At 69.0% G+C, this 20,877-nt stretch carries 23 protein-coding genes; 14 read left to right on the top strand and 9 right to left on the bottom strand.

Features of this window, described 5'->3' with window-relative positions:
* Nucleotides 1-33 precede the first annotated feature (33 nt).
* Nucleotides 34-2,121: a sensor histidine kinase gene (locus tag F3K02_RS19080; protein ID WP_177137200.1), complete on the bottom strand. Its 2,088-nt coding sequence runs from the start codon at nucleotides 2,119-2,121 to the stop codon at nucleotides 34-36.
* A gap of 419 nt (nucleotides 2,122-2,540) precedes the next feature.
* Between F3K02_RS19080 and F3K02_RS19075 the strand changes: the two genes are divergently transcribed.
* Nucleotides 2,541-2,822 (top strand): hypothetical protein, encoded by a 282-nt coding sequence (locus F3K02_RS19075; RefSeq protein ID WP_177137199.1) that lies wholly within the window; start codon nucleotides 2,541-2,543, stop codon nucleotides 2,820-2,822.
* Here F3K02_RS19075 and F3K02_RS27325 read toward each other — a convergent pair.
* The gene (locus tag F3K02_RS27325) at nucleotides 2,809-3,126 is read right to left on the bottom strand and encodes a hypothetical protein (RefSeq protein WP_218179496.1); all 318 of its coding nucleotides are present in this window, start codon (nucleotides 3,124-3,126) and stop codon (nucleotides 2,809-2,811) included. The two genes, F3K02_RS19075 and F3K02_RS27325, sit on opposite strands and share 14 nt — an antisense overlap.
* Nucleotides 3,127-3,278: 152 nt before the next feature.
* Here F3K02_RS27325 and F3K02_RS19065 point away from each other — a divergent pair, with 152 nt between their 5' ends.
* On the top strand, nucleotides 3,279-4,457 hold the full coding sequence (locus F3K02_RS19065) for an MFS transporter (RefSeq protein ID WP_177137198.1): 1,179 nt from the start codon (nucleotides 3,279-3,281) through the stop codon (nucleotides 4,455-4,457).
* A 12-nt stretch (nucleotides 4,458-4,469) separates the two neighbouring features.
* Here F3K02_RS19065 and F3K02_RS19060 read toward each other — a convergent pair whose 3' ends face one another.
* The gene (locus F3K02_RS19060; RefSeq protein WP_177137197.1) at nucleotides 4,470-5,531 is read right to left on the bottom strand and encodes a DMT family transporter; all 1,062 of its coding nucleotides are present in this window, start codon (nucleotides 5,529-5,531) and stop codon (nucleotides 4,470-4,472) included.
* Nucleotides 5,532-5,608: 77 nt separating this feature from the next.
* On the opposite strand from F3K02_RS19060, the gene F3K02_RS19055 reads away from it, so the two are divergent.
* Genes F3K02_RS19055 through lhpI form a run of 5 tightly spaced genes read left to right on the top strand, consistent with a single transcriptional unit; the run spans nucleotide 5,609 to nucleotide 10,358 of the window.
* The gene (locus F3K02_RS19055) at nucleotides 5,609-6,241 is read left to right on the top strand and encodes a TetR/AcrR family transcriptional regulator (protein ID WP_177137196.1); all 633 of its coding nucleotides are present in this window, start codon (nucleotides 5,609-5,611) and stop codon (nucleotides 6,239-6,241) included.
* Nucleotides 6,238-7,479 carry an efflux RND transporter periplasmic adaptor subunit gene (locus tag F3K02_RS19050; RefSeq protein ID WP_177137195.1) on the top strand — a complete coding sequence of 414 codons (1,242 nt, stop codon included), beginning with the start codon at nucleotides 6,238-6,240 and terminating at the stop codon, nucleotides 7,477-7,479. Before F3K02_RS19055 ends, F3K02_RS19050 begins: the two co-directional genes overlap by 4 nt.
* A complete protein-coding gene (locus F3K02_RS19045; RefSeq protein WP_177137194.1) occupies nucleotides 7,476-8,666 on the top strand; it encodes an ABC transporter permease in 1,191 nt (396 codons plus the stop codon). The genes F3K02_RS19050 and F3K02_RS19045 overlap by 4 nt, the downstream gene beginning before the upstream one ends.
* A complete protein-coding gene (locus F3K02_RS19040; protein ID WP_177137193.1) occupies nucleotides 8,663-9,409 on the top strand; it encodes an ABC transporter ATP-binding protein in 747 nt (248 codons plus the stop codon). The genes F3K02_RS19045 and F3K02_RS19040 overlap by 4 nt, the downstream gene beginning before the upstream one ends.
* On the top strand, nucleotides 9,396-10,358 hold the full coding sequence (lhpI, locus tag F3K02_RS19035) for a bifunctional Delta(1)-pyrroline-2-carboxylate/Delta(1)-piperideine-2-carboxylate reductase (RefSeq protein ID WP_177137192.1): 963 nt from the start codon (nucleotides 9,396-9,398) through the stop codon (nucleotides 10,356-10,358). The genes F3K02_RS19040 and lhpI overlap by 14 nt, the downstream gene beginning before the upstream one ends.
* A 3-nt stretch (nucleotides 10,359-10,361) precedes the next feature.
* Here the strand turns inward: lhpI and F3K02_RS19030 are convergent, their stop codons facing one another.
* Nucleotides 10,362-10,865, bottom strand: a complete 504-nt coding sequence (locus tag F3K02_RS19030) for a MarR family winged helix-turn-helix transcriptional regulator (protein WP_177137191.1) — start codon at nucleotides 10,863-10,865, stop codon at nucleotides 10,362-10,364.
* Between the two features lie 110 nt (nucleotides 10,866-10,975).
* Here F3K02_RS19030 and F3K02_RS19025 point away from each other — a divergent pair, with 110 nt between their 5' ends.
* The 7 genes from F3K02_RS19025 (at nucleotide 10,976) to F3K02_RS18995 (ending at nucleotide 17,307) form a co-directional block, all read left to right on the top strand.
* Nucleotides 10,976-11,944 carry a Bug family tripartite tricarboxylate transporter substrate binding protein gene (locus F3K02_RS19025; protein WP_177137190.1) on the top strand — a complete coding sequence of 323 codons (969 nt, stop codon included), beginning with the start codon at nucleotides 10,976-10,978 and terminating at the stop codon, nucleotides 11,942-11,944.
* Between the two features lie 8 nt (nucleotides 11,945-11,952).
* Complete coding sequence (locus tag F3K02_RS19020) at nucleotides 11,953-12,939, top strand: Bug family tripartite tricarboxylate transporter substrate binding protein (protein WP_177137189.1); 987 nt, start codon at nucleotides 11,953-11,955, stop codon at nucleotides 12,937-12,939.
* Between the two features lie 7 nt (nucleotides 12,940-12,946).
* On the top strand, nucleotides 12,947-14,272 hold the full coding sequence (locus F3K02_RS19015) for a sulfatase family protein (RefSeq protein ID WP_177137188.1): 1,326 nt from the start codon (nucleotides 12,947-12,949) through the stop codon (nucleotides 14,270-14,272).
* Nucleotides 14,273-14,454: 182 nt separating this feature from the next.
* Nucleotides 14,455-14,682, top strand: coding sequence for a sulfurtransferase TusA family protein (locus tag F3K02_RS19010; protein ID WP_177137187.1), 228 nt, complete (start codon nucleotides 14,455-14,457; stop codon nucleotides 14,680-14,682).
* A 39-nt stretch (nucleotides 14,683-14,721) separates the two neighbouring features.
* On the top strand, nucleotides 14,722-15,192 hold the full coding sequence (gene dsrE2, locus F3K02_RS19005; protein WP_177137186.1) for a sulfur carrier protein DsrE2: 471 nt from the start codon (nucleotides 14,722-14,724) through the stop codon (nucleotides 15,190-15,192).
* Nucleotides 15,193-15,297: 105 nt separating this feature from the next.
* Nucleotides 15,298-16,173: a hypothetical protein gene (locus F3K02_RS19000; protein WP_177137185.1), complete on the top strand. Its 876-nt coding sequence runs from the start codon at nucleotides 15,298-15,300 to the stop codon at nucleotides 16,171-16,173.
* A gap of 30 nt (nucleotides 16,174-16,203) precedes the next feature.
* Nucleotides 16,204-17,307 carry a YeeE/YedE family protein gene (locus tag F3K02_RS18995; protein WP_177137184.1) on the top strand — a complete coding sequence of 368 codons (1,104 nt, stop codon included), beginning with the start codon at nucleotides 16,204-16,206 and terminating at the stop codon, nucleotides 17,305-17,307.
* A 34-nt stretch (nucleotides 17,308-17,341) separates the two neighbouring features.
* Here the strand turns inward: F3K02_RS18995 and F3K02_RS18990 are convergent, their stop codons facing one another.
* The 5 genes from F3K02_RS18990 to F3K02_RS18970 all read right to left on the bottom strand — a co-directional run bounded on the left by F3K02_RS18990 (nucleotide 17,342) and on the right by F3K02_RS18970 (nucleotide 20,876).
* Nucleotides 17,342-17,788, bottom strand: a complete 447-nt coding sequence (locus F3K02_RS18990) for a hypothetical protein (protein WP_177137183.1) — start codon at nucleotides 17,786-17,788, stop codon at nucleotides 17,342-17,344.
* A 16-nt stretch (nucleotides 17,789-17,804) separates the two neighbouring features.
* On the bottom strand, nucleotides 17,805-18,023 hold the full coding sequence (locus F3K02_RS18985; protein WP_177137182.1) for a hypothetical protein: 219 nt from the start codon (nucleotides 18,021-18,023) through the stop codon (nucleotides 17,805-17,807).
* A gap of 9 nt (nucleotides 18,024-18,032) precedes the next feature.
* Complete coding sequence (locus F3K02_RS18980; RefSeq protein ID WP_177137181.1) at nucleotides 18,033-18,365, bottom strand: S24 family peptidase; 333 nt, start codon at nucleotides 18,363-18,365, stop codon at nucleotides 18,033-18,035.
* Between the two features lie 61 nt (nucleotides 18,366-18,426).
* Nucleotides 18,427-19,926 carry a 2Fe-2S iron-sulfur cluster-binding protein gene (locus tag F3K02_RS18975; RefSeq protein WP_177137180.1) on the bottom strand — a complete coding sequence of 500 codons (1,500 nt, stop codon included), beginning with the start codon at nucleotides 19,924-19,926 and terminating at the stop codon, nucleotides 18,427-18,429.
* Entirely contained in the window at nucleotides 19,923-20,876 is a 954-nt protein-coding gene (locus F3K02_RS18970) for a TauD/TfdA family dioxygenase (protein ID WP_177137179.1), read from the bottom strand. Before F3K02_RS18970 ends, F3K02_RS18975 begins: the two co-directional genes overlap by 4 nt.
* Between the last annotated feature and the right edge of the window lies 1 nt (nucleotide 20,877).

Raw genomic sequence — 20,877 nt, 5'->3', positions numbered from 1 at the left:
ACGGCGGGTCTGGCCCTTCAATCCCGGCTCGATCTACCAGGTGCCCAGGTCCGTGACCACCGGCGTCGCAGGCAGGCTGAAGTAGAACTTTGCCCCCTCGCCCACCGCGCCCACGCCGCGCACGGTGCCGCCGTGCCGTTGCACGATGCGTTGCACCGTCGCCAGTCCCACACCCGAGCCCTCGAACTCGTGGTGTGCGTGCAGCCGCTTGAAGGGCATGAACAGCTGCTCGCTGTAGGCCATGTCGAAGCCCGCGCCGTTGTCGCTCACACAAAACACCGTCAGCCCACCGGTGTCCCCGGTGCAGGTGAACTGCACTTTCGCCTGTGACGTCTGGCTGGTGTATTTCCAGGCGTTGCCCAGCAGGTTCTGCAGCATCGCCCGCATCAACCCCGGATCAGCCATGGCGGTCATGCCTTCTTCAATGTGCCAGACCACCTTGCGCTCCGGCTCGGCGTGCTGCAACTCGCCCGCCACCGCCAGCGCCAGCTCGCTCAGGTTCACCGGCTCCTGGTGCATGCGGGCGCGGTTCAGGTACGTCAGCGACAGCAGGTCCGTGATGAGCTTCCCCATGCGGCGCGAACCGTCCTGGATACGCTGCAGGTGCTTGCGTCCCACATCGGTGAGCTTGCCCGCTTCCTCTTCCTCCAGCACACAGGCAAAGCCGTGGATGCTGCGCAGCGGCGTGCGCAGGTCGTGCGAGACGCTGTAGGCGAAGGCCTCCAGTTCCCGGTTGGCCTGCGCCAGTTCGCGCGTGCGCTCGGTCACGCGCGACTCCAGTTCCTCGTTGAGCTGCTGCAGCGCCAGCTGCGCCGTGCGCACCTCGGTGACGTCCAGCACCGTGCCCATGCTGCGCACGGGCCGGTCGCCGTCGTACTCGGTCGCGCCCCGCTCGCGCACATACTTCACCCGCCCGCCGGGCAGCAGCATCCGGTGCACCACGTTGTAGGTCCGGCGGTCCCTGACCGAGGTATGGAAGGTCTGCCGCACCATCGTCCGATCATCCGGGTGCACCAGTTCCAGAAAACGCTCGAACGAGGGTTGCACCAGCGCAGGATCGACCTCGAAGATGCGGTACACCTCGTCGGACCACCGCAGCCGGCCCGAGCCCAGGTCGTACTCCCAGCTCCCCAGCCCCGCCAGCTGCTGGGCCTCTTTCAGCCTCGCCTCGCTGCGCGCCAGCGCCCGCTGGCTGCGGGCCATGCGCAGCTGGTCCCGCACAATCACCCCGCCAAAGCCCAGCAGCAGCAGGGACAGTACCCCGGTCACCAGCAGGTTGCGCCGCAGCGCCGGCGCCAGCGGCGCCAGCACCGAGTCGTCGGCCAGGCCGACCGACACCACCAGCCCCGGGTCGGCCAGGCGGTGCCAGCCATAGGTGCGCGGTGCGTGGTCGACCACATCGTCCACCCGGTAGGTGCCGTGCGACAGCGTCGGCTGCGCCCGGTAGGGCCGGTCGGCCGGCACCTGCTGCCCCATCGACGCCTCATTGCCCTCGCTGCGCGCCAGGTAGTGGCCGTCCGGGTGCACCAGCGACACCACGTCCTGGTCCGACAGCTGCAGCTTGCCCAGCTCGCGGGCGATGTACGCCGACTCCACCACCAGGTAGACCACCACGTCGAAACGCCCCTGGCGCAGCACCGGTCGATCCACCGCAAACGCCCAGCGCCCGATCAGACGCGAACGCACCGTCGCCGACACCCGCATCGCGTCGGGGCCCAGGCGTGCCACCTGGAAGCTGTCGCGGTCGCCCACGTAGCGCCCGGTTTCCAGCCCCAGGCTGTTGTAGGCCAGATGGCCACTGGCGTCGGCCACCGACAGGTGCGAGACCAGACCCGGCGGCAGGCTGGCCAGCGCCTCCTTCGCCAGCAAGTCGAAACGTTCCCGCGGCTCCCGCACCCAGTGGTCGCGCAGCGTCCGGAGCGTGACGTCCATCGTGTTGAGCTGCGCCTGCACCTGCCCGGCCATCGCATCGGCCACGTGCAGGCTGCGCTGCTCGGCCTGCAGCAGCACCTGCTCGCGCAGCTGCGTCTGCGAGTGCAGCGACTGCCACCACAGCACCCCCGCAGCGACCACGGTGAACACCGCCGCCAGCAGGGCAAAGGAACGGGGGCGCGCCTTCAACGGACGGCCTCCATCCCACGGGCGTGGCCCTGCACAGGGCGCGCTGCTGCATTGCTCCAATTCACAACGACGGTCTCTCTCTTTGTTATGGCCCGTCCGAATGTCCGGCAGGCGACTGGCAGGCCCTGATTCTGGCGCGTGGATCTTACGGGCTGCGGATGCCGTGACCCGCATCCTGTTCATTTCGTCACGAGGGGCCACAAGTTGAGGCCCCTCCGCCCAGGCGTCAGGGCGCGGAGATCCTTCTCTCAACGGGTCACAGACCCCTTTGCCGTCGGCCACAGCCACTACACTGATTCCGTCTCGCACAACATGGGCTCCCTGGGGTTTGCACCAGTTTCGTTTCGGACGTTTGCAGGCACAGGGGTGTGAGACAGTTTTTCTTCTGCTTCGGCGCGCTCCGGCCGCGCAGCACACCCTTGAAAACCTTCATCACACAGCGCTGGCAAGGCCGCATCGGCTGGCGCACCCTGTTTTGGCGCGACCTGCTGCTCATCGGCACCGGGCTGAACCTGCTCATGACCGGCGTGGCCCTGGCGCTGCTCTCACAAGACGTGCCCCTGCCCTGGGTGCTGTTCGCGCACCTGCTGCCGCTGCCCTACAACCTGCTCATCGTGTCCGCCCTCTGGCGCGCGCCGCGGCGGCCTGCGGTGGTGCTCGGCGTGAGCGTGTTCTGGCTGCTCCTGTTCATGGCGGTCTGAGCCAGCCAGGGCTGGGTGGTGGCCGTGGCGCCGGCGTGCGCAGTGGTGGGGGCTTCGGCGCCTGCGCCACGGTGGCTGCAGCGCGACTTGTAACAGCGCGGGCGTCGCCCACGCCGAGGCGACCGTCTGCGTCCAGCGCCCACTCGACGTGGACCTGGCTGGACAGCACGCCCAACCACACCGCGTCCTTCGATGCGATGGCGATCAGCAGGTTGTCCGGCAGGATGCCGGCATCGAGAAATTGGAACGTGCGGGGCTTGCTGGTTTCGACCGTTGCAACGTAGCGAGGCAGGCCATTGACCACTTGACAAGGAACCCCGCACCAAGCGGCATGACTCCGCGGCTGGTGATCCCGCCGTTGGCGCGCAGCGGCCCGGCGCCCCTCGCGACCACGGTCATGGCGGGCGGTTCTGCCACACTGACACCAGCCGTCCACTCCAAGGTGTCACGCGTGCCATGAAAAAGCCAGACCGTCCCCGCCCCCGGCTGCCCACCGCCATCTGGGTGCTGGGCTTCGTGAGCCTTCTGATGGACATTTCGTCCGAGATGGTGCACAGCCTGCTGCCGCTGTTCATGGTGGGCACACTGGGCGCGAGCGCCCTGGTGGTCGGGCTGGTCGAGGGGCTGGCCGAGGCGACCGCACTGATCGTCAAGGTGTTCTCGGGCGTGCTGAGCGACTGGTGGGGGAAACGCAAGTGGCTGGCCGTGTTCGGCTATGCCCTGGGCGCGCTGACCAAGCCGCTGTTTGCGCTGGCGCCGGGCATCGGCACCGTGCTGACGGCGCGCCTGCTCGACCGCGTGGGCAAGGGCGTGCGCGGCGCGCCGCGCGATGCGCTGGTGGCCGACATCGCGCCGCCCGACATGCGCGGCGCGGCCTTCGGCCTGCGGCAGTCGCTCGACACGGTGGGCGCCTTCCTCGGCCCGCTGCTGGCGGTGGGCCTGATGCTGCTCTGGGCCAACGACTTCCGGGCGGTGTTCTGGGTGGCGGTGGTGCCGGGGCTGCTGGCTGTGGCGCTGCTGATGCTGGGCGTGCGCGAACCCGACCGCCCCGCGGGTGAGCGGCGTGGCAACCCGATCCGGCGCGAGAACCTGCGCCGCCTGGGCAGCGCCTACTGGTGGGTGGTGGGCCTGGGCGCGGTGTTCACGCTGGCGCGCTTCAGTGAAGCCTTTCTGGTGCTGCGTGCCGCGCAGAGCGGTGTGCCGGTGGCCCTGGTCCCGCTGGTGATGGTGGCGATGAACCTGGTTTACGCGGCGTCGGCCTACCCCTTTGGTCGCTTGTCCGACCGCATGGACCACCGCACGTTGTTGGCGCTGGGCCTGGCGGTGCTGATCGCGGCCGACCTTGTGCTGGCGGCCAACGCGCACTGGACCACGCTGCTGGCCGGCGTGGTGTTGTGGGGCCTGCACATGGGCATGACGCAGGGCCTGCTGGCAACCATGGTGGCCGACACGGCGCCGGCCGATCTGCGCGGCACGGCCTTCGGCTTCTTCAACCTGGTCAGCGGCGTGGCCCTGCTGCTGTCCAGCGCCATCGCCGGCCTGCTGTGGGACCAGCTGGGTGCCTCGTTCACCTTCTACGCCGGAGCCGCCTTCAGCGGCCTGGCCTTGCTGGGCCTGGCACTGCGGCGGCGCTGAGCGGCGGTCCGCTCAGTGCGGGTGGCGGTGGTGCACGTCGGGCGCGTGCGGGTGGCTGTGCTGCAGCGTGCCGTGGTGGTGCGGGTGGCTGTGCGGGCCGGCGGGCATGGGGCTGTGGCTGTGCAGGTGGTGGCCGTCGTCGTGGCTGTGGGCGTGTTCGTGGTCGAGCGCCTCGTGGCGGTGTTCGTGGGCGTGGTTTTCGGCCAGGTGCAGCACGATGCCGGCGGCCATGAACAGGCCGCCCAGCAACATGAGCGCGCTGCCCGAGCGCTCGCCCAGGGCAAAGGCACCCTGGGCACCCACGAAGGGCGCAAACGCAAACACCGAGCCGGTGCGTGCGGCGCCAAAGCGGCGCTGCGCGAGCAAATAGAAACGCAGGCTGAGCCCGTAGCCAGTGGCGCCCACGGCGAGCAGGGCCAGCGCCGCCCACAGCGCCGGCAGCGGCTCGCCCCAGGCCAGCGCCAGCGCGCCGGTGACGCTGGCGCCCAGCGCGGTCTTCGCGAGCACGACCTGCCCAGGGTCGCGCTCGGCCACGCCGCGCGAGAGGGTGTTGTCCACGCCCCAGGCGATGGTGGCCACGGCCACGGCGAGCAGGCCGAGCAACTGCACCTGGCCCGAGAGGCCCTGGTCGATCACCAGCAGGGCGCCACCGGCCAGCAGCAGCGCCACGGCGGTCTTGACGCGCCCGTCCAGCACCTCGCCGTACCAGCGCCAGGCCAGCACCGCCGTGAACACGGCCTCGAGCGTGAGCAGCAGCGAGGCGCTGGCACCGCTGGTGCGCTGCAGGCCCCAGGCCAGCGCCACCGGGCCGATCACCGCACCCGCCGCCACCATGGCCAGCAGGCGCGGTGCGTCGCTGCGGCGCAGCGGCGCTTCAGCCCCCGCGCCGCGGCGCTGGAACAGAGCCACCAGCGCGGCGCCAGCGTAGAGCAGCGCGGCGGTGCTGAACGGGCCGAGGCCCTGCCCGAAACGCTGGACGAGCGGTGTGCTCAGGCCAAACAGGGCGGCGGCCAGCAGGGCCAGCAGACCACCGCGGAGCGCGGGGTTCCCGGAAGTGGGGTTGTGGTGCGGCATGGCCCGGATGGTAGACGCCGGGCAGCGTCGGATTCTTCGCTTGAATATAAGTAATTACTCAATTACATTAATTGCCCATGCCCACCAAACAACCCACCCACACCCGCCAGGCCGAACTGGTGGCCGCGGCGCTGGCGCTGGCCGCCGAGCGCAGCCCGGCCGCCGTGACGACCGCCGACCTGGCGCAGGCGGTGGGCATCACGCAGGGCGCGGTGTTCCGCCATTTCGAGAGCAAGGAAGCGATCTGGCTGGCCGTGATCGACTTCGCGCACCAGGACCTGCTGGCCCGCCTGCACGCGGCGGCGGCCGTGCAGACGCAGCCGCTGGCGGCGCTGCGCGCGGTGTTCATGGCGCACGTGGATTTCGTGGTCGAGCAGCCTGGCGTGCCGCGGGTGATTTTTCAGGAGCTGCAGCACCCCGGGGACACACCGCTCAAGGCGCGCGTGCGCGGGCTGATGCAGGCCTACCGCACGCTGCTCACCGGCCTGCTGCAACGGGCGCAGGCGGCGCGGCTGCTGGCGCCGGGCACCGACCTGCAGGCGGCGGCGGTGCTGTTCATCGGCTCGGTGCAGGGGCTGGTGATGCAGTCGCTGCTGAGCGGCCAGGTGGGCGCGATGCGCTCACTGGCACCGGCCGTTTTTGACCTTTTTCAACAAGCCATTGCCGCGCCGCCCACCCGGGCCCGGCGCACGCAGGAGACCACCCCATGAAGATGAACCCCCAACTCTCGCGCAGGCTGCTGCTGGGCGGCCTGGCCGTGGCGCTGCTCGCGGCGCTGGCCTGGGTGGCGCTGCGGACCGGGCCGCTGGCGCCCACCAAGGTGCAGGTGACCGAGGTGAAAAAAGGCAGCGTGAGCCCGGCCATCTTCGGCATTGGCCAGGTGGAGGCGCAGCGCAGCTGGATGGTCGGGCCGACGGTGGCCGGGCGCGTGCTGGGCGTGCAGGTGGACGTGGGCCAGACGGTGCAGCCGGGCCAGCCACTGGCCGAGATGGACCCGGTGGACCTGGACCAGCGGCTGGCGGCGCTGGACGCCTCGCTCGCCCGCGCGCAGAGCACGCAGCAGGCGGCGGGCAGGGGTTTGAGCGCGCGCGCCAGCAGGATGCGCTTGACGTCCACGCTGATCGCCCGGCCACCGCGCGGCGGGTTGAAGCTGGCGGCGGCGAACCTGAAACGCAATGAAGACTTGGCGAAGCAGGCCTTCATCAGCGCAGGCGCCCTGGAGGCGCGCGCGCAGGAGGTGGCTTCGGCCAACGCGGGCGTGGCGGCGGCGCAGGCCAACCTGGGCGGCAGCGCGCAAGACATCGCCCGCCTGCGCGCCGAGCGCGCAGCGCTGGCACAGCAACGCGGCAATTTGAAACTGGTGGCGCCCGCCGCAGCGGTGGTGACCGCGCGCGACGCCGAAGCCGGCACCACGGTGGTGGCGGGGCAGGCGGTGCTGCGGCTGATGGACCCGGCCAGCCTGTGGGTGAAGCTGCGGGTGGACCAGGGCCGATCAGCCGGGCTGGCGCCGGGGCTGGCGGCGCGCATCACGCTGCGCTCGCGCCCGGGCGAAGCGCTGGCCGGCCAGGTGGTGCGCGTGGAGCCGCTGGCCGACAGCGTGACCGAGGAACGGCTGGCGATGGTGGCGTTTGACGCGCTGCCCGCGGGCGTGTCGGTGGGCGAGATGGCCGAGGTGACTTTGCAGCTGCCAGCCACGGCCGATAGCCTGCTGCTGCCCAACGCGGCGGTGGTGCAGCACGAGGGCCAGACCGGCGTGTGGCGCCTCAAGGACGGCGCGCTGGCCTTCGCGCCGGTGACGCTGGGCGTGCAGGGCCTGGACGGCACGGTGCAGGTGATCACCGGTCTGGATGAAGGCGACACGGTGGTGCTCTACAGCCAGACCGCGCTGAAAGCCAACGCACGCATCGCGGTGGTGGAGCAGCTGCTGCCCGCGGGAGCCAAAAAGTGATCAGCCTGGCGGGTCGCGACATCCTGCACGGCTGGAGCAAGTACGTGCTGACCGGGCTGGGCCTGGGGCTGCTGATCGGCGTGACGCTGACCATGGCGGGCGTGTACCGCGGCATGGTGGACGACGCGCACGCGCTGCTGACGAACAGCCGCGCCGACCTGTGGGTGGTGCAGAAAGACACACAGGGACCCTACGCCGAGTCGTCGAGCATCAAGGACGACGTGGTGCGCAGCGTGCGCGGCATGCCGGGTGTGGCCGCGGCGGCCAACGTGGCCTACCTGACCATGCAGGTGCAGAAGGATGGGCAGGACCAGCGGGTGATGGTGGTGGGCATGGAGCCGGGCATGCCAGGCGCGCCGGGCTACCTGGTGGCGGGTCGGCACATCACGCGCAACCACTACGAGGCGGTGGCCGATGTGAAGACCGGCTTTGCGCTGGGCGACACGGTGCGCATCCGCCGCCACGACTACGCGGTGGTCGGGCTGACGCGGCGCATGGTGTCGTCGGGCGGCGACCCAATGCTGTTCGTGCCGATGAAGGACGCGCAGGAAACCCAGTTCCTGAAAGACAACGACGCCATCGTCAACGACCGCGCGCGCACCGCCGCCAACCCGGCCTTCAACCGCCCGGGCAGCCCCGGCCTGCTGGACGCGGTGCAGGCCCTGCAGACCAGCAGCCGCAATGTGAACGCGGTGCTGGTGCAGATCGCGCCCGGGTTCAACCCCGAGCAGGTGGCCGAGCCGATACGGCGCTGGAAGCACCTGAGCGTGTACACGCGCGACGGCATGGAAGACATCCTGGTGGTGAAGCTGATCGCCAACTCGGCCAAGCAGATCGGCATGTTCCTCGTGATCCTGGCCATTGTGAGCGCGGCCATCGTGGCCTTCATCATCTACACCATGACCATGGGCAAGCTGCGCGAGATCGCGGTGCTCAAGCTCATCGGCACGCGCGACCGCACCATCGCCGGCATGATCCTGCAGCAGGCGCTGGGCCTGGGCCTGATCGGCTTTGCGGTGGGCAAGGTGGCGGCCACGGTGTGGGGCCCGGCCTTCCCCAAATACGTGCTGCTATTGCCAGGCGACGCGGTCACCGGCCTGGTCGTCACCCTGATCATCTGCGCGCTGGCCAGCACGCTGGCGATCCGTGTGGCGCTGAAGGTGGACCCGGGCGCGGCGATCGGATGAACACCATGAACACAACAACCCAGGGCGGCATCCTGATCGAAGGCCTGCGCAAGGTCTATGGCCACGGCGACACGGCCGTGGAGGCGCTGAAACACGTGAACATGCAGGTGGCACCCGGCGAGGTGGTGGGCCTGGTCGGGCCCTCGGGCTCGGGCAAGAGCACGCTGCTCAAATGCCTGGGCGCGATCATCGAACCCACCAGCGGCAAGATGACGCTGGGCAACGAGGTGATCTACGACAACGGCTGGATCGCGCGCGACCTGCGCGCGCTGCGGCGCGACCGCATCGGCTTCGTGTTCCAGGCGCCGTACCTGATTCCGTTCCTGGACGTGACAGACAACGTGGCGCTGTTGCCCATGCTGGCGGGTATGCCCAATGCGAATGCGCGCGCGCGCGCGCTGGAGCTGCTGACGGCGCTGGACGTGCAGCACCGCGCCAGGGCCGAACCCTCGCAGCTTTCGGGCGGCGAGCAGCAGCGCGTGTCGATTGCGCGGGCGCTGGCGAACAAACCGCCCGTGATCCTGGCCGACGAACCCACCGCGCCGCTGGACAGCGAGCGCGCGCTGGGCGTGATGCACATCCTGAACCAGATGGCGCGGCAGGCGCACACGGCCATCATCGTGGTGACCCACGACGAGAAGATCATCCCGACCTTCAAACGCATCTACCACATCCGCGACGGGCAGACGGTGGAAGAAGCCGGTGAAGGCCGCACGCTACCATCGCAGCATGCAATTCTTTGATTCCAGAACCACGCGCGCTGCCCTGCCCTTTGACCGCCTGATCGCCACGCTGCGCGAGCGCTTCGCTGGCGGCAGCGAAGTGCCGCCCCGCCATGTGCATGAGATCACCAGCCCGGCCGGCGAAGGCGCGGGCGACCTCGCCAGCCGGCGCATGACCTCGCTGATCATGCCGGCCTGGCTGCCCGGCAAGTACTACGGCGTGAAGATCGTCAACATCGCTCCCGGCAACGCCAAACGCGGCCTGCCCGGCCTGCACAGCAGCTACCTGCTGTTCGACGCGCGCACCGGCGTGCCGCTGGCGCAGGTGGACGGCGACGAGATCACGCAACGCCGCACGGCGGCGGCTTCGGCGCTGGCGGCGTCCTACCTGGCGCGCGCCGACGCCAAGCACCTGCTGGTGGTGGGCGCGGGCCGCGTGGCGCAACTGCTGCCCGCCGCCTTCCGCGCGGTGCGCCCGATCGAACGCGTGACGGTGTGGGCGCGCCGCCCCGCCGAGGCACAGGCCATGGCCGCGCGGGTGCGCGAGGCGGGTCTGCCGGCCTTTGCCAGCACCGACCTGGCCGCCGCCTGCGGCGAGGCCGACATCGTGAGCTGCGCCACGCTGTCCACCGAGCCGCTGGTGCGCGGCACCTGGCTCGCACCGGGTTCGCACCTGGACCTGATCGGCGGTTTCACGCCCGCCATGCGCGAGGCCGACGACGCCTGCTTCGAGGACGCCCGCGTGTTCGTCGACACCGACGAGGCGCTGCAGAAAAGCGGCGACCTGCTGGTGCCGATGCAGCACGGCGTGCTGCGTGCCGACGATGTGCGCGGCACGCTGACCACGCTGTCCAAGGGCGTGGCCACCGGCCGCAAGACCGAGCAGGAGCGCACGGTGTTCAAGTCGGTCGGCACGGCGCTGGAAGACCTGGCCGCGGCGGTGCTGGTCTACGAATCGGCGCAGGGCTGAACCTCAGTCGCCGCTGTCCAGCGGCGCCAGCGGTACTTTCGACGCCGCCAGCATGCGGCCGGCCTGTGCCTGCAAGGCCTCGATCACCTCGTCGAGCTGCTGGCGCTGCAGCGCCGTGAGGCTGGACACCAGTTCGCGGTTGATCGCCATCACGCGCGGCAGGATCTGCCCGTAAACACGCCGGCCTTCGTCGGTCAGGAACACATGCACCTCGCGCCGGTCCGACGGACGCGGCTGGCGCGTGACCAGTTTCTTGGCCGCCAGCGAGGTGAGCGCGCGCGAGGTGCGAGCCCGGTCCAGCATGGCGTGCTCGGCCAGCACGGAAGACAACACGCCTTCGTGCTCGTTCAGCACCGACAGCACGCGCCACTCGCGCCGCGTGATGCCGAAAGTGCTCTCGCACAGCTGCACCACCAGCCGGCCAGCGGTGCTCTGGATGCGGTGGAGCCGGTACAGCAGCAGATCGCCCTGCCGCTGCGGATCGCTGACCCGGTCGGAAAGATGCATGGTCACAGTCTCAGGGAAAACACCGGGAATGATTGATTTCTGCAATTGATTGTGAATGCCTAGCATGCGGCTCTACAGCGGGAAAACACCGCCCAACCCCGGAGACAACCATGTTCAGACGCACCCTCGTGGCCAGCACGCTGGCCCTCGCCGCGACCGCCGCCCTGCTGCCCGCCCAGGCACAGACTTCCGAAAAACCCCCGTTGAAGATCGTGGTGGGCTTTCCGCCCGGCGGCTCGGCCGACCTGCTGGCGCGGCTGCTGGCCGAGGGCCTGAAGAACGACTTCTCCTCGGTGATCGTGGAGAACAAACCCGGCGCGGGCGGGCGCATCGCGCTCGGCCACGTCAAGCGCGCACCGGCCGACGGCCAGACCGTGGTGCTGCTGCCGAGCGGGCCGATGGTGCTGTTCCCGCACGTCTACAAAAAGCTGGACTACGACGCGGTGACGGACTTCACGCCGATCTCGCTGCTGGCGCATTTCCAGTTCAGCGTGGTGGCCGGTCCGGCTTCGGGTGTGAAGAACGTGGCCGAGATGCTGGCCAAGGCCAAGGCAGCGCCGGGCAAAAGCACCTACGGCACACCCGGCCAGGGCACGCTGCCGCACTTCATGGGCGTGATGTTCGGCCAGAAGGCGGGCGCCGAGCTGACGCACGTGCCGTTCCAGGGCGGTGGCCCCGCCAACACCGCGCTGCTGGGCGGGCACATCGACTACAAGTTCGACGTGGTGACCGAAACCGCCGAGCTGCACCGCGCGGGCAAGGTGCGCATCATCGCCGTGACCGGCACCCAGCGCGACCCGCAGGTGCCCGAGGTGCCCACGCTCAAGGAACAGGGCGTGGACATGGAAGCCACCGCCTGGTTCGCCATGTACGGACCGGCCGGACTGAAGCCCGAGGTGCGCGACATGCTGAGCGCCGCCGTGGCCAAAGCCGTGCGGACGCCCGCACTGAAAACCAGGCTGCTGGAGCAGGGCTACGAACCGGTGGGCTCCACGCCCGCCGAGCTGGCCGCTGCCCAGAAAACCGACCTGCAACGCTGGGCCGGGCCGATCAAGGCCACCGGCATCCAACTGGACTGAACCGCCCCATGAAGACTTCGAACCCCACACGCCGCACCACCCTCGCCGCCCTGGCCCTGAGCGCCGCTCTCGGCGCGGTCCTGGGCACCGCGCAGGCGCAGGACGCCTACCCGGCCAAGCCGGTGAAGTTCATCAACAACTTCCCGCCCGGTGGTCCGTCCGACATCCTGGCGCGCTCGGTGGCGGCCGCGCTGCAGGAAACACTCAAGCAGCCTTTCGTGGTGGAAAACAAGGCCGGTGCGGCCGGCAACATCGGCGCCGACCAGGTGGCCAAGAGCCCGGCCGACGGCTACACGGTGCTGTTCGGCATCGACACCACGTTCACCATCAACCCGCACTTGTACCCGGCCATGCCGTTCAAGCCCACCGACCTCAAGCCGGTGGTGATCATGGCGTCGTCGGGCCTGCTGCTGGGCGTGAACCCGGGCACCGGCATCAAGAGCTTTGGCGACCTGCTGAGCCAGGGGCGGGCCAGGAGCCTGAACTTCAGCTCGGCCGGCAACGGCAGCCCGGGCCACCTGGCCGCCGCGATGCTGGGCAACAGCACGCCGGTCAAGACCACGCACATCCCATACCGCGGCAACACGCCGGCCGTGACGGCCGTGCTGAGCGGCGAGGTGGACGGCGGCATCCTGGCCACGCCGGGCATGCTGCCGCACGTGCAGAGCCGCAAGATCACCGCGCTGGCCGTCACGAGTGCGCGGCGCTCGAGGCTGGCGCCCCAGTTGCCCACCGTGGCCGAGCTGGGTCTCAAGAGCCTGGAGCAGGAAGTGCTGTACCTGGTGATGGTGCCGGCGGCCACGCCCGACGCGGTGGTGCGGACCCTGGCCAAGGGCATCACCGAGGCGCTGCAGCGCCCCGACGCGAAAGAGCGCTTGGTCAAGCTGGACCTGTTCTACGAAGGCCAGACCGGCGCCGCCGCTGCCCAGCGCCTGACCGATCTGTCGGCGCGCTACGGCCAGGTGGTGCGCGCCACGGGCATCACCTCGAATTGACGCCCCCATGAGCCGTCCCAACATCATCTACATCGTCAGCGACGACCTGGGCTATGCCGACCTCGGCTGCTACGGCGGCCGCGAAGGGCCGGACGGCCCGGTGTCGCCGAACATCGACGCACTCGCCGCCGGTGGCCTGAAGCTCACCGAGGGCTACGCCAACTCGCCGGTGTGTTCGCCCACGCGCTTCGCCATGATCACCATGCGCTACCAGTACCGCCTGCGCGGCGCGCTGGAAGAGCCCATCAACAGCCGCAGCAAGGGCAGCGCGACGCTGGGCCTGCCGCCCGAGATGCCCACCCTGCCCTCGCTGCTGAAAGACGCGGGCTACCGCACCGCGCTGATCGGCAAGTGGCACCTGGGCTACCCGCCGCACTTCGGCCCGCTGCGCTCGGGCTATGAAGAATTTTTCGGCATCATGGCCGGCGGGGTGGACTACTTCACCCACTGCTCGTCCAGCGGCGACCACGATCTCTACATCGGTGAAGACACCCACAAGGAAGTGGGTTACCTGACCGACGTGTTCTCCAACAAGGCGGTCGAGCATGTGAAGGCTCGTGCAGCCGAGGCGCGCAGCGGCAAGCCCTTCTTCCTGAGCCTGCACTACACCGCGCCGCACTGGCCTTGGGAGACGCGCGACGACGCGCACGTGGCGCCCAAGGTGGCCAAGAACCTGTTCCACCTGGACGGCGGCAACGTGAACGCCTACCGCCGCATGATCCACCACATGGACGAAGGCATCGGCTGGATCACGGCCGCGCTGCGCGAAGAAGGCCTGCTGGAGAACACGCTGATCGTCTTCACCAGCGACAACGGTGGCGAACGCTTTTCGGACAACTGGCCGCTGGTGGGCGGCAAGATGGACCTGACCGAGGGTGGCATCCGCGTGCCCTGGGTTGCGCACTGGCCCGCGACCATCCCTGCCGGCAGCGTGAGCGAACAGCACGCCATGACCATGGACTGGTCCGCCACCCTGCTCGCGCTCGGTGGCGGCCAGCCGCACCCCGATTACCCGCTCGACGGCGTGTCGCTCGAAGCCCTGCTGCGCGATCCGGCGCAGCGTTTCGAGCGGCCCATGCACTGGCGCATGAACCACCGCGGCCAGCGCGCGCTGCGCGAGGGCGATTGGAAATACCTGATGGTGGACGGCCACGAGTACCTGTTCAACCTCCCGGCCGACGCCCGCGAACGCGCCAACCTGGCGAAGCGCGAGCCCGGGCGGCTGGCGCGCCTGCGCGAACAGTGGCTGGCCTGGGACGCGACCATGCCGCCGATCCCGGCGGATGCGACGGTGAGCCTGGGCTACGGCGCGAAGGACATGCCCCAGCGCTGAGGCACCTGCACCTGCACGCAGGCTGCGTGATGACCTCGCCCCGTGGTGCCACGGGGAAAACCACATTACCCATATGGGCTACCCGTCATCACCCTTCGCGGTGATAGACGGGCCGTGCGTCCTCTTGAAGAATCAAGCTCCATGCGGTGCCCAAAGGCCGTCAAAAAACACTGGAGACAATGATGGAATTCAACAAGGAATTTGACGCCTCGGGCCTGGCCTGCCCGATGCCGATCGTCAAGACCAAGAAGGCGCTGGCGGACATGGTCAGCGGACAGATCCTGCGCGTGGTGGCGACCGACCCCGGCTCGGTGTGCGACATGGCCGCGTTCGCCGAACAGACGGGCAATGCCTTGCTCGAACAGAGCAGCGAAAACAGCAAGTTCGTGTTCTACCTCAAGAAGGCCTGAACCCCCTCGCGCCTTTTCCCCACGCCGGAGACACGCAACGTGGCAAGCAAAAAAATGGCGTTGATCGCCACCAAGGGCACGCTGGACATGGCCTACCCGCCGTTCATCCTGGCGTCCACCGCAGCCTCGCTGGGCTGGGATGTCCAGATCTTCTTCACCTTCTACGGCCTGCAGCTGCTGCGCAAGAGCCTCGACGGCGTGCAGATCAGCCCGCTGGCGAACCCCGCCATGCCGATGCCCATACCCATGCCGGTGATGGTGCAGATGCTGCCGGGCATGGAAGCGATGGCCACGATGATGATGAAGAAGAAGATGAAGTCCAAAGGCGTGGCCTCGCTGCAGGAACTGCGCGATGTCTGCCTGGAGCTGGAGGTCAAGTTCGTTGCCTGCCAGATGACGGTGGACCTGTTCGAGTTCGAGACCAGCGAGTTCATCAAGGACGTCGAATACGGCGGCGCCGCGACCTTCATGAAGTTCGCCGGTGAATCGGATGTCTGCCTGTTCATCTGACACCCCGCCCGGCGGGTAGCCACCGGCAGCGGACGCCCTCGCGCGGGCCGTCCGCAGAGAACCAGGCCACCAGCCTGGACCGCATCAACAAGACAGAGGCCTGCGATGAAGCATTTCATTCTGTGGTGCGTTGTGCTGTGCTCGTCACAAGCCTGTCTGGCGCTGGAACCGTATGTGCAGGGCGATAAGGTGCCCGGCCCGGACCTGTCGGCGCAGCTCGATCAGGTGGACAGGAAGCTGCAGGCCGCGGGCTTCACGGTGGTGGGTCGCCACACCCCGCCCGGTCTGCCGGGCCACGCCAGCCTGGTGGTCACCGACCCCGACATGCTCGCCGCCGTGCGCAGCCTGGGCGGTCCTGCCATCGTGGCCGCAGCCATCCGCGTGGGCCTGCAGAGCGACGGCACGCTGAGCTACATGAATCCCGAATACTGGTACCGCGCCTACCTGCGGGGCCAGTACCCGGCCGCGCAGGCCGCAGCGCAATCGGTGCAGCAACGGTTGGCCAGGACCCTGGGTTCGGGGCCCGGTTTCGGCGGCAACGTGCCCGATGGCGATCTGGCGAACTACCGCTACATGTTCGGTATGGAGCGTTTTGATTCCGCCAACAGCCTGCTCGCCACGCACACCAGTTTCGAAGAAGCGCTCAAGGCGGTGCAGGACAACCTGTCCCAAGGGGTGGGCGCCACCCGGCGGGTGTACGAGGTGGTGATGCCGGGCAACAAGACCGCGGTGTTCGGCGTCGCGATGAACGACCCGGGCGACGGCGAGGGCTGGTGGGTCAACAAGATCGGCGCGGGCCACATGGCGGGCCTGCCCTACGAGGTTTTCATCGTGGACAACAAGGTCTATGCACTGTACGCCCGCTACCGCATCGCACTGGCGTGGCCGGCACTGGGCATGGGCCAGTTCATGCGCATCGTCAACGCGCCCGAAGCCATTCGCAACACGCTCACCCGCGTCGCGGGGGGCACTGCCCACTGATCGGTCTTTCACTGAAATGGAGTCCAACACATGAGCGAAGGAATGAACCCGTCGATGCTGGTGGTCTGGGGCGGTTTTGTCCTGGCCTTCATTTTTGGCGTGGTCGCCAACAAGACCAATTTCTGCACCATGGGCGCGATCTCGGACGTGGTCAACATGGAACACTGGGGGCGCATGCGCATGTGGCTGCTGACCATCGCCGTGGCGATGATCGGGGCCAACCTGCTTTACTACTTCGGCCTGATCGACCTCTCGAAATCGGTCTACCAGCGGCCCGTGCTGCCCTGGCTGTCCTTGCTGCTGGGCGGCGCCCTGTTCGGCGTGGGCATGACGATCGCCGCGGGCTGCACCAACAAGAACCTGGTGCGTGTGGGCGGTGGCAGTCTGCGATCCGTGGTGGTGCTGACAGTGCTGGCGATCTCGGCCTACATGACGCTCAAGGGCCTGTTTGGCCAGTGGCGCACCAGCTTCCTCGACCCGGTCGCGGTCGACCTGTCGCAATGGGGCTTCAGCGCCCAGGGCCTGCCGCAGGTGCTGGCCAAACTGACCGGTCTGCCGGACAAGACGGCGCTGCTGGTCACGCTGAGCGTGGTGGGTCTGGGCCTGCTGGTGTTCGTGTTCAAGGACAAGCGCTTCCGCAGCAACCCGTCGCACGTGTTCGGCGCGGTGGTGCTGGGCCTGCTGGTCGTGGCGGCCTGGTACCTGACCGGCCATCTCGGCCACGGCGAAGACCCCGAAACCATGGAGACGGTGTACTTCGCCACCAACACGCGCACGCTGGAGTCCATGAGCTTCGTTGCCCCGGTGGCCTACAACCTGGAAATGCTGATGCTGTGGACCGACAAGTCGCTGCGCATGACCTTCGGCATTGCCTCGGCCATCGGTGTGGTGCTCGGGTCGTTCGCCTACGCCATCAGCACGCGGCAGTTTCGCTGGGAAGGTTTTGCCTCGATGGAAGACCTGCGCACCCAGCTCATCGGCGCGGTGCTGATGGGCTTTGGTGGTGTCACGGCGATGGGCTGCACGATCGGGCAGGGCCTGTCGGGTATCTCCACACTGGCCATCGGGTCCTTCCTGGCGCTGACGGGCATTGTGGGCGGGGCCGTGGCCACGATGAAGTGGCAGCAGCGCTGAATCCATTGAGCCCCCGAGCGGCCCGGCGCCGGACTCATCCGCTCACGGGTTTGTTCGCACGGCGCCGCGGCTGCCAGGCCACGATCTGCGCGACGATGTGCTCCCAGGGCAGTTGCACCAGACTGCCATGTTCCACCTGGGCCTGCATCACCATGCGGTGCACATCGGGCTGCGGGGCGTCCAGCACCTGCTGCAGGCCCCGCAGGCCCCCGCAGTGCAGGCGCATGACGGTGCCGTGGGTGAGCGGTGCGCCCGGTGGCAGCTTCAGCGGAAAGGTGGCCCGCTCCACAAACAGGCGCTCCAGCGTTTCACAGTTCAGGTGGGCCGGGGCCTGGCCGCAAGCCAGCACCTCGCGCTCGGCCACCGAGTGCCGCACCGCCAGCTCGCACACGGCCTGACGCGCCAGCAACGCCGCCTTGAACACGCAGGGCAGGCGGTTGACCTCGGCCTGGGTGCGGCGGTAGGCGGCCTCGTCGACCATGACCGGCCCTGCGTGGCTATTCTTCGCCCGGGTGCCCGGGTTCGCGCACCTGGCACAGCAGCTCTTCGGCCTGCCACTCGTTCTCAGCAAAGATCACCTTCACCTTGTCGGGGGTGTCTGGCGGCAGCGCGGCACGCAGCGTCTTGGCCTGGCCGGAGGCTGCGGCGAAGGCGCCGTGTTCTTCCAGTTTGTCGAGCTGGCCGAAGGGTTTGACGCGGTAGATGTAGTACGGCACGGGGGTTCCTCAGACGTAGCGTTTGCTGGCGCGGCGCCGACCGGGCAGCGCCTTCTGGATGATCACACCTCGCACCGCCGACAGATCCGGCAACGGCCGGTCGGCGAAGGCCGGGTTCAGCGCGTGCAGCGTCCAGCCGTTCGCCTGCTGGCAGAGCTGGCGGAAGATCCACTCGCCGCCATGCTGGGCCAGCACGAAACTGCCGTCGCGCAGCAGGCCCTCGGGCTCGATGAGGATGATTTCGCCCTCCAGGAATTCGGGCTCCATGCTGGTGCCGAGCACGCGCAGGGCAAAGGCCTCACTACCGCTGCAGGCGGACTCCGCGTGCAAGGACTCGCTCACTGGACTACCCTCCGTGCTGCGCACTGCGGGGCTGAGCGCCTTCGGAACGGCCGGGCGGCGCTCATGCCATCTCCCCCACCGGCTCGGCCAGCATCAGGGTGAGTATCTGCGCCGCCGGCACGCCGGCGGCGCGCAGTTCGGCGTCGAGCGCCTCCACGAAGGCCGCCGGTCCGGCGAGGTAGAAGTCGCAGTCGATCTCGAACAGGTCGGCGCGCATGGCTTGCGCCAGTTGCAGCGCACCAAAGGTCACGTCGGGATCGGCCAGCAGCTCGTATTCGAACAGGTCCAGGGCTTCCGACCAGGCCCGGCACTGGTTTGCCAGGAAGTGCCCGTCCGGCCGCGTGGCGAGCCAGAACAGCGACAGCGAGGGCGCGTTGTCGAGCGCCAGGGCGTGTTCGATCAGGCTCTTGACCGGCGCAAAGCCGGTGTCGCAGGCGGCGAAGACCAGCGGCCGGGCGCTGTCGGCCAGCACGAAGTCCCCCACCGGCCCCCACACCGTGACGCTGTCGCCGGGCTGGATACCGTCGGAAAACAGCTGGCGCGCAAACGGGTCCCGTGCATGGCGCTCGATGAAGAAGTGCAGGTTGCGGTCGTCGCACGGGCAGCTGGCAATCGGGTAGAGGGCGTGCACGTCGCTGCCGTCCGTGCGGTTCAGGCCCAGCGTCACCGACTGACCCGCCAGGAAGCGCAGGCGGTGGCTGCGTGGCGTCTGCAGGTGCAGCAGCCGGGTGCCCGGCGCCAGCGGCGTGACGGCGCGCACGGTGGTCACGATCTGCTGCTGCGGGATGTCCTGCGGACCGCTGGCCTCCAGCAGTTCCAGCGTCAGTTCGCTGCTGGCCGCGGTGTGCGCACACGCCAGCGTGTAGCCCTGCGCGCGCTCGGCCTCGGACAGCGGGTAGTCGCAGGGCCGGGTGCGCGCCACCTCGCCCGAGATCACGCGCACCTTGCACATGCCGCAGGTGCCGTTGCCGCAGCCGTAGTTGAGCTTGAGGCCGGCGAGCAGGCCGGCCTGCAACAGGGTGGCGTGCCCCTCGACACAGAACTGGTGTCCGCTGGGGCGCACAGTCACCTGGGCTGTCATGACTTTGAGCATGTCGTCCATCACCGTGAGCAGGTCGGCCTGTTCGGTCGCGAGCGCCTGCGCCAGACCCTGGTCGACAAAATCCTGCAGTTCCGACAGCGCCAGCGGCGTGGCGCCGTCGTCCTGCAGGGCATGGATGCGCGCCTGCAGCGCAATCACCAGCGCGTGGTAGCGCTGCAGCCACCGCCGCACGTCGGCCAGCTCCTGCGTCTGGTGGAAGAGCCGCTGCGCGAGCACCTCCTGGCTGGGCAGCAGCCGCTCGCGCAGGCGCTTGCCGAAGGCCTCGTCGCGGATGTGGGCCACCCGCTCCAGCAGGCCAGATTCTTCGAGCTGCACGCCGGGGTACAGCCGCAGCAGCTCGTCGGTGGACACCAGGCCCTCGGTCAGCACCATCGCGCCCGAGCGCACCTGCTGCTGCAGCGTGCCCCGCGACACGCCCACGAGCTGGGCGGCGCGCCAGATGGTCAGCCAGTGGCTCACACCAGTAGCTCCGGTTGGTCCACCCGAGGCACAGGGCAATGGGACACGGGCGGCGCACCAACACGGTCGAGGAAACGCGCCCGGTACAGCAGGCGCGGGCGCAGCGGGTCGTCGGTGAAAGCGCTGCGCTCGTGCGGCACGTTGTTGCAGACCAGGCCCATGCCCGGCTGCAGCCGCAGGCGAAAGATCCAGGGCGCGTCGCTGGACAGCCACTGCTCCAGGAAGGCGACCGCCGCGCGCGTGTCGGGTTCGTCCTTCCAGGCGATGCTGCGCGTGCGCGCGGTGTAGCGCATGTGCAGCGCGGGGCCTCCGTCAAGGCCCGGCAACACGCTGAAAACCGGGCCGCTCTGCGCGGGGCGGGCCACGCCGTGGTCGTCGGCCCGCTCGGGGATGGTCATGGCATCGGGCGCCATGAGCGCGCGCACCCACGCAGGGTTGGCGTCGCGCAGCGCGATGTAGACCCGGTCGTGGTCCACCAGCCCGCTGATGCCGCCCTCACCCGCCGCGCGCACGCAGTGCAGCACCATGCCTTCGATGCGGCGCGAGAGTGGGTGGTAGTAACCGTCGGTGTGCCAGCGGATGGGTTTATCGGTGTAGGGAATGAAGTCGGGGCGGGCGCCAGGCCGCTGCGTCGACACTGCTATCGGTGAGATGCCGTCTTCGTCGGCCAGCCAGTTGGCGTCGAGCCGGTGCAGGCCCAGCTGCGCCCCGAGCAGGCGCGGCAACGACTTGTCTTCATCGACAACCGGGCTGCGGTAGACCACCATGTTGGCGCGCGCGCAGGTGTGCAGCAGCGCCGCGCGCTCGTCCTCGCTCAGGCGACGCGGATCGGCCACGTCCACGATCAGGTCTTCCGCGCACGTGGGCTGGGTGGCCAGCTTGGCCGCCCGCCACCGCGCATACGCCTCGGGCTGATTGAGGTCAAACGGACTGGGAGGGTTGGCTGCCATG

This window comes from Hydrogenophaga aromaticivorans (assembly GCF_013387465.1).
GTDB lineage: Bacteria > Pseudomonadota > Gammaproteobacteria > Burkholderiales > Burkholderiaceae_C > Hydrogenophaga > Hydrogenophaga aromaticivorans.
Note: the sequence above shows the minus strand (reverse complement) of the source record. Positions and strands in the feature narration are given on the sequence as shown.